This is a genomic window from Streptomyces sp. NPDC015127, from assembly GCF_043080095.1.
Taxonomy (GTDB): domain Bacteria; phylum Actinomycetota; class Actinomycetes; order Streptomycetales; family Streptomycetaceae; genus Streptomyces.
Genome location: NZ_JBIBVE010000065.1, coordinates 1 through 6702, shown reverse-complemented (window position 1 = coordinate 6702; position 6702 = coordinate 1). Strand labels below are relative to the sequence as shown.

Annotated in this window: 5 protein-coding genes and 1 pseudogene; 1 reads left to right on the top strand and 5 read right to left on the bottom strand. The window is 66.2% G+C overall.

Going from position 1 to position 6702, the window contains the following annotated elements; all coding sequences use genetic code 11:
* Nucleotides 1-256: 256 nt before the first annotated feature.
* Nucleotides 257-1208 (bottom strand): annotated as a pseudogene (locus tag ACF08N_RS37590) (transposase); the annotation flags it as partial.
* A gap of 1024 nt (nt 1209-2232) precedes the next feature.
* Nucleotides 2233-2694 (bottom strand): DUF6381 family protein, encoded by a 462-nt coding sequence (locus ACF08N_RS37585; protein ID WP_392329203.1) that lies wholly within the window; start codon nt 2692-2694, stop codon nt 2233-2235.
* Nucleotides 2695-3753: 1059 nt separating this feature from the next.
* Between ACF08N_RS37585 and ACF08N_RS37580 the strand changes: the two genes are divergently transcribed.
* Nucleotides 3754-3981, top strand: coding sequence for a hypothetical protein (locus ACF08N_RS37580; RefSeq protein WP_392329202.1), 228 nt, complete (start codon nt 3754-3756; stop codon nt 3979-3981).
* A gap of 105 nt (nt 3982-4086) precedes the next feature.
* Here ACF08N_RS37580 and ACF08N_RS37575 read toward each other — a convergent pair whose 3' ends face one another.
* From ACF08N_RS37575 to ACF08N_RS37565, 3 genes are all read right to left on the bottom strand, one after another.
* Nucleotides 4087-4620 (bottom strand): hypothetical protein, encoded by a 534-nt coding sequence (locus ACF08N_RS37575; protein WP_392329201.1) that lies wholly within the window; start codon nt 4618-4620, stop codon nt 4087-4089.
* 165 nt (nt 4621-4785) lie between these two features.
* Nucleotides 4786-5603 (bottom strand): IS5 family transposase gene (locus ACF08N_RS37570; RefSeq protein WP_392329200.1). Its coding sequence is split into 2 segments (ribosomal slippage): nt 4786-5261 and nt 5261-5603, totalling 819 coding nucleotides; the frame shifts between segments, so codons are not numbered across the junction.
* Nucleotides 5604-6155: 552 nt separating this feature from the next.
* Nucleotides 6156-6494 carry a hypothetical protein gene (locus tag ACF08N_RS37565; RefSeq protein WP_392329199.1) on the bottom strand — a complete coding sequence of 113 codons (339 nt, stop codon included), beginning with the start codon at nt 6492-6494 and terminating at the stop codon, nt 6156-6158.
* Between the last annotated feature and the right edge of the window lie 208 nt (nt 6495-6702).

Below are 6702 nucleotides of genomic sequence, written 5' to 3'. Positions count from 1 at the left end.
TCGCGGAACACCTGTCTCTCGGCAGTCAGACCGCCACCCTGCGGATACCTCATGCTTCGGGCGTACCGCGACGATCACCACCTGTCAGCCCCCACAACACCACGTCTACAAGCTCAGTAGAGGGGCGCATGTGCTGACTTGAGCCGACAAGCTTCCACGGAATCTCTCTTGTCTCGCCCACACGATGCTGCCGTTCGCTTCCTCTCCAACACAGCCGACAGCGCGGCAGCGGTCTCCACGACGCAGTCCAGGCCGTCGCCCACACGCACAGCCTCACTCGCCACGTGAACAGAACCACCCCAGACACGGCTTCGCGCTTCGGCCAGGTTCGGTGATGATTGTGCTCATGCGGCGAGGGCGAGGCTGCGCAGCGGTGCAGCCGCAGGACGCTGCTGAGTGCGGACATGTAGAACACCCGCTCAAGGCCACGGTAGTAACACCTTGGCCGGTAAAGGTTGCCGGAGATGCGTCCGGAGTCACGCGGAGCGGGTGCCAGCCCGGATACGCCGGCGAGCCGATCAGCGATCGGAAAGGCGGTCAAGTCACCGCCAGTGGCCGCAAGGAACTCGGCGCCGAGCAGAGGGCCGAAGCCGGGCATGCTGGTGATGATCTCGGCCTGACACGGTGCTGGCGGAAGCATGCTTCGATCTGGTGCTCAACCTCGTCGATGCGCTCGTTTAGCACCTGGACATCCCTAGCAAGGCTCCGGACCAAACTGGCGGCCTGGCTTCACCGGCAAGGACAGTGTGCTGACGCTCGGCGGCGCCCACCGCGGCCTGGGCCAGGGCAGCGGCTTGTAGACCTTTCGGTTCTGCAGCCAGGTGGTACGGCGCTTAACGCCGATCCTCCATAGTGAGGAGGCACTCTGATATCCGCTCAGCAAGATCAATGGTCTCGGGCGTCTTGGCGTCGATCTTGCCCTCCCCCCGATACGCCCCGGCGGCTCGATTGGCGGTCCGGCCGTGGATGTAGAGGAGGTGCTGGCTGTGGTTGAGGAGCACGCCTACCAGCAACGCGGCACCACCGTCCGTGAGATCGACAGCCCAGGTCACTTGTTCTCCCAGGTCAGCGACATCGGCCCGGAGCTCAAGCAGCTCGGGCTCCTCGTTGCAGACGCGCCGCGACAGCAGCCGCCTTCCCTCCTCATCACTAGCGACGCAGTGGTGGTGGGTTTTGCCGGCGCCCACTCCAGCCCAGATCTTGGGCACCTCCTCCGCGAGCTTCGTTCCGTACGTTGTTCCGCAGACGATCTCGCCGTCGTGGCCCTACTCAGCGACCTGCTCGCAATCCCAATCAGCGGTCGAGTCGTCGCGGGTCACCAAGCGGCCAAGCTCTTTCAGCCACGGGAACGGCAGCACCATCAAAGCCATACTCGGCACCCCTGGGTGACAGAACCTCACGAGTGGCTCAATCGACCCGGGAAGAACGTAGGGCGGCATCATCACCGACGGTTGGAGGTGACACTCGGCGTGAATCCAAGACGCGCTGTGCTGCTACGACCGCGTGCCACGATGAAGGTCTGTTCGCCTTCGGCGTCAGAGGCAGCGCAGAGCCGCCACCATGCACAGAGTCGCCAGAGATGCCCTTCGGGCGGTTCTGGGCAGCGATGCGCTGGAGGCAATATCGGCCTTGGCCCCCGTGCAGTGAAGGCGCTGCTGGTACCAGTCGCCCGCTGAGGCTCATGGGAGCCAGGGCAGCTGCAGTCTCAGGTGTGCTCATTCACCTGAGGCTTCCGCTCGGCGAAGCAGCTGGCGAGGCATTGGCGAGTTCGTATGACAAAGCCCCTCAACCACCGACAGCCGAGGGGCTTGTGTATCAGGGGTGGGGGCCCCGCCCGGTGTCGCGTCGGACAGGGACGAGCCAGCAGCCACGGGGGATTTATGCTTGCCGACCGGACAGCACGCCTCCCCTGAAGTGCGTGCTGTCACCCCCGCTGCCAAGGCCTCTGTTCACCTTGGGCAGCGACTTAATTTGATCACCCTTGAAGGCTCGCCATCTGAGTAGATGCTGCTCAAAGTGCTGTGGCGACTTCTCGAAGTTGGCCCCCCATGTTGTCCGATAACCAGATCCCTGCCCTGGCGGCTGGTGCCCGGCACAAGCACTTCGGTAGGCAGGGAGCTGTCGAGTTGCTCGCGGTCCCCAGCTCATCCACCTGACGATGCCCTGCGCAGCCCGCCGTCATCGACCACAACATCGTCATGGCATTGACCTCAGTGTCGCTTCTGATCGCCCTTAGACGATGGCTGGCTCCTCCCACCTGGTATCCCGAGCGGGCGGCCAAGAATGCGCTGAGCGAGCATGGCTCCAACGGTCCGAACAGTGCCGCGGGACAGCGGCAGAGCGCTTGTCGTGGTCGCCGCCTGGGGCCGTGAGCCCTGCACGTATTGTCGAGGGCGTAGCAGCCGTGCGGGGGCAGGGGCATACAGACCGTCCAGCGGCTGGGAAGAGCGCCTCGGGAACGCCAGCAGCCGCTGGACGGGGATCAAAGTGCAGGGGCAGGCACATCCCTGCATGCGGCGGAGTCCTGGCCGCCCATGTCCTGTTCGCTCTGCTTCTCGCTCTGTCCTGAAGCCGACGCGCCTGGTCCTGCAGCCGCTTGCAGTCGTCTGTGTCACTGGTGCGCTCGGCTCTGTCCTTCATTTCCCGGGCCTTAGATTCGCATCTGCTCGGCCATGCCCCGGGCTCGCCATTCATGCTCATGATCGCTCCTTTGCGGAGGGGAGAGCGGACGAGGGACAGGAAAACACCCGGACCCGGCACCCGCATCCCGGACATCGCCGGTATACGGGTGAAACCCGCCCCGCGGGTCGTGTCCGGAGACAAGCCAACCGCCCGGTGTCGGGAGTCGGAGTGTGGTGTGCAAGCGTCAGGACGGCGCGAGGTGAAGGAACGGCAGGGAGTATCGTCGGAGGCGAGCTGTCCCCGGGCAAGCGGTCGGCGGGTGAGCGTCATGCGCCGCGGACGCCAGGACTGCCTGAGCACAGCATTCTCGGATCACGACGTGATCCTCTTCCTGCAGACAGCAGGGCCTACGGACCCCGACGAAGTACTCGACGACCCTCGCTGGGTGAAATGGCACGGCGGCCGTAACTGGGGAGTGTCCTGAGGACGAGGGCTGGTTCGGGATGTCTGGGTCGAGGCGTGGTCCGAAACGCCCTCCACCGGGCAGCGTCTCTGGAAACAGGGGTGAATTCACGTCTCCTTCGCGTGTACCAAGCAACCTGTCCGCCGTCGCTCCCTATCTCTGATGTCAGCGCCGTGCGGCTGTACCGTGATCGGCCATCTGCACCAACCGGCTACCACCTACCGAGTGCTTCCGGCGCCGCCTGTCACCTGGGCTTCCATCCTCACCGGGCGTGGGGTAGCGGTGATGCGGGCGCGCCGTTTCCCAGGGTTCGTGCGCAGTCTGTGTAGAGGAGGCAGCCGCCAATGGTCCTCTCGTGACGTTTCAGGGGTGCCTTCCACTGCCAGGGATGCCTTGTCTTGAGGAGTGCCATGCGTTGTTCACGGGTTTGTCTAACGGTGGCCGGGGCATGTGCTGTTCTGGCACTGTCACCGTCTATGGCGTGGGCCGGCGGCAAGCCGGCTGCCGGGGCAGGACCGTCGGATGTGAGGGTGAGCCCGTCGCAAGTGCATCAGGGTGCGACGCTGTCGGTCACCGCGTCGGGCTGTGCCCGCGGCGGAACTGTCACCTCGACCGCCTTCCCTACCGTCACTTTGCCCGCAGGCGCAACGTCGACAGCCACAGCCCGGGTGAGCAATACCGCCGCCGCAGGTGCCGCCACCCTGCGCGTCCAGTGCGCAGGCCGAACCGCCAAAGCGGCCTTCACCGTCCTCGCGGGTACTGCGGCGCAGGGCGGTCTCGGCGGCGCCCGCACACCGAACACGGCCGAGATCGCCGCCGGCACCGCATTGACAGGCATGGCGATCTGCGCCGGAGCCGTCCTCCTCACACGCCGCCACAGCCGCAGCCGCATCTGACCTGGGCATGATCCTCCCAGGTCAGTCGGCTGCCGAGCGTGGTATCGGGGCGGGACGAGCGCGCCCCTGAACCACATACGCCTATAGGCCGCCGGCGCTGCTGGATCACTGTGGACTGGCGGGCGGGCCGGCGGGGGTGTCGAGGCCAGCCTGGCGAAGGTCGTCGCCCAGTGCCAAGTCGTCGGCATGCTGCTCGATTGCCCTAAGGAGCAGACGGGCAAGGTCCGCGTTCGGCCAGGCGTGGGTAGGCACGGGACCGAGCAGATATCCGGTGATCCACAGGCGGCCGAGGGTTTTGGCGGTCGCGGCACGCAACACATCGAAAAACCGAGGGTCCTCGCGGGATTCGAACCCGCCCGGTGATAGCGGCAGCGAGTCGACCAGCTGCCATGCTGCATCGAAGAGGCCGTCGGCGTCCATCCCCGTGTCGGCCAGAGCGCAGGCCAGATCGTCCAGCCAGAAACTGGTCCCCATCGCACACGCCTGCTGAACCGCCCGCACTTCCACCACCTCGTCGGGGCACATCTGCAGTTCCTCCCGCAGGCGGGCCAACCGCTGACACAGGACATCAATGGCGCGGATAGTTTCCCAACGCGCCCGTACCGCCTTCGCCCCGGCACCTGTATGCGCTTCACACATGGCAACAGCATCCGCGCGCCCCGCCGACCGCGCACCCCGGCGCCGCAGCCAGGGGCAGGAAGGGGCGGGACCCGGTTGCGACGACGGGTCCCGCCCCTCCTGAAAGGCCAGCCGCGTGGCGTCCCCTGCTGCGGCCAGCCGGGCCAGGCCCCCTTAGACCGTGTCCTATGTGGTGTGGCGGACGAGTCGCTTGTAGCAGCAGATGGCGGCGGCGAGGCCGAGAAAGGCCAGGTAGTTGCGGGGGTGGCGTTCGTAGCGGTGGTTGAGTCGGCGGTAGCCGGTCAGCCAGGACATCGTCCGCTCGATGACCCACCTGCGGCGGCCGAGCCGTTCGCTGGAGTCGATGCCTTTGCGGGCGATGCGGACACCGATGCGCTTGCCGCGTAACCATCTTCGCAGGTGAGGGATGTCGTAGGCCTTGTCGGCGTGCAGGCGTTGGGGTTTGAAGTGGTGTCCGCGGTGGGGGTCGTGTCTCGTTTGGTGACCGGCCACCATGGGCTTCAGTGCGAGGCTGTCGTGGACGTTGGCCGCGGAGACGCCAACGACGAGGGGCAGTCCGTTCGCGTCCGACAGGACGTGCATCGTGGAACCCGGTTTGCCCCGGTCCACGAGGCTCGGACCTGTGTGTTCGCCCCCTTTTTCGCCCTGACGTGGGCGGAGTCGAGGACGACGCGGGAGACGTCGATCAGGCCGGCGTCGTCGAGCCGGTGCAGGACCGCTTCGTGGAGGCGGCCCCAGACGCCGGCCCTGGACCAGATGAGGAACCTGCGATGCGCGGTCGACTTCGATATCCCGAAGCACGGCGGCAAGGCCCGCCAGGCGCAGCCGCTGACCAGGACATAGATGATCGCGGCGAACAGCGTCTCATCAGGCGTGTCCTGCGTGCCGCCACCCTGCGGCCGCACCTTCGACGGCGGGATCAGCGGCTTCGCAATCTCCCACAGCCCATCCGGAACAATCCAACTCCACGTACCCCGCCCCATGCCGAGCCCAACGAGCCAGCACCACATAGGACACGGTCTTAGCTGTCAGGCGGCCCGGGGGCCGGGGCTGGTCAAGTAATGGCAAGGCGGGCCCAGTGGGTGGCGGCACCGCCGGGATGTATGCGGTGCCGTGGACTCAGCCAGCGCGTCCACGATGCTCTGGTATCGCCATCTCCACCGACCTCCGCGCTCTCCCCGCCCACCTGCCATTCCTCCAGCGCCCCCGCTGCGCTGTACGGCGGGCTGCCTCCACAGCCTCCGCACGATGCTCAAGAACGTCACACACATCGCTGGGCTGGCCCTCGGCCAGGCCGTGCGGCGCAGGCACCCGCCCACACGACCGGCACCGTCCGTCGGCGGCTACTCACGGAACAGCCCGCTTTCACCGCCGATCCCTTCTGACCACCACCCTCCGCCCCTGTCTATGCGCCTACATGAGTAAACGGTGACCAATTGTGTATAATTGGCAGACCTTTCAGCGGCTCCCCTCATGTAACGAGCTTGTGCATGACTGGCGGTGACGTGCCGAAGGCTTCGCCGGGACTCGGGGTTTCACATCTGCCGTGCCGCTGTCAGGTCAACGATCTGTTGGTGAACACCCGTCAGCCGACATGGCGAGGATCGCCACTGCGGGACCGTTGGCCAGGAGCTTAACCAGCTCCAACTGGCGGGCGTGCGTGATGTCCGCGCGGCTTCCCGGCTGGATCGGAGTGCAGAGCGCATACGGCCGTCCTCGTCGGTGAGCGCCGCGACCATGGCCTTGACGGCGTTCTGCCTTTTCTTGTCGGAGATAAACTTGTCCCTGTCCTTGCGTCCGACAGTCGGCCGCCGGATCCGGACCTCGGTGCCGTCGACGATCCCGGTCGTTCCGGTCGTTCCGAAATGCTCCACGACCTCGGCCAGGGTCCGCAGCCGTACTCCGGGGCTGACGGTGCGCCCTCACTCCTCGCTGCGGCCCGCCCCTCCCCGACGGCCCAGGTGATGGTGGAGCGGTCCACACCCAACTAGTGACCTGAGTCGGAGATCCGTCGTTGGTTGGGTATGAGTCGTCCGGGTCCGAAGATTCCGCCGTTGTCGTTGACTCACGCCCAGCGGGCTG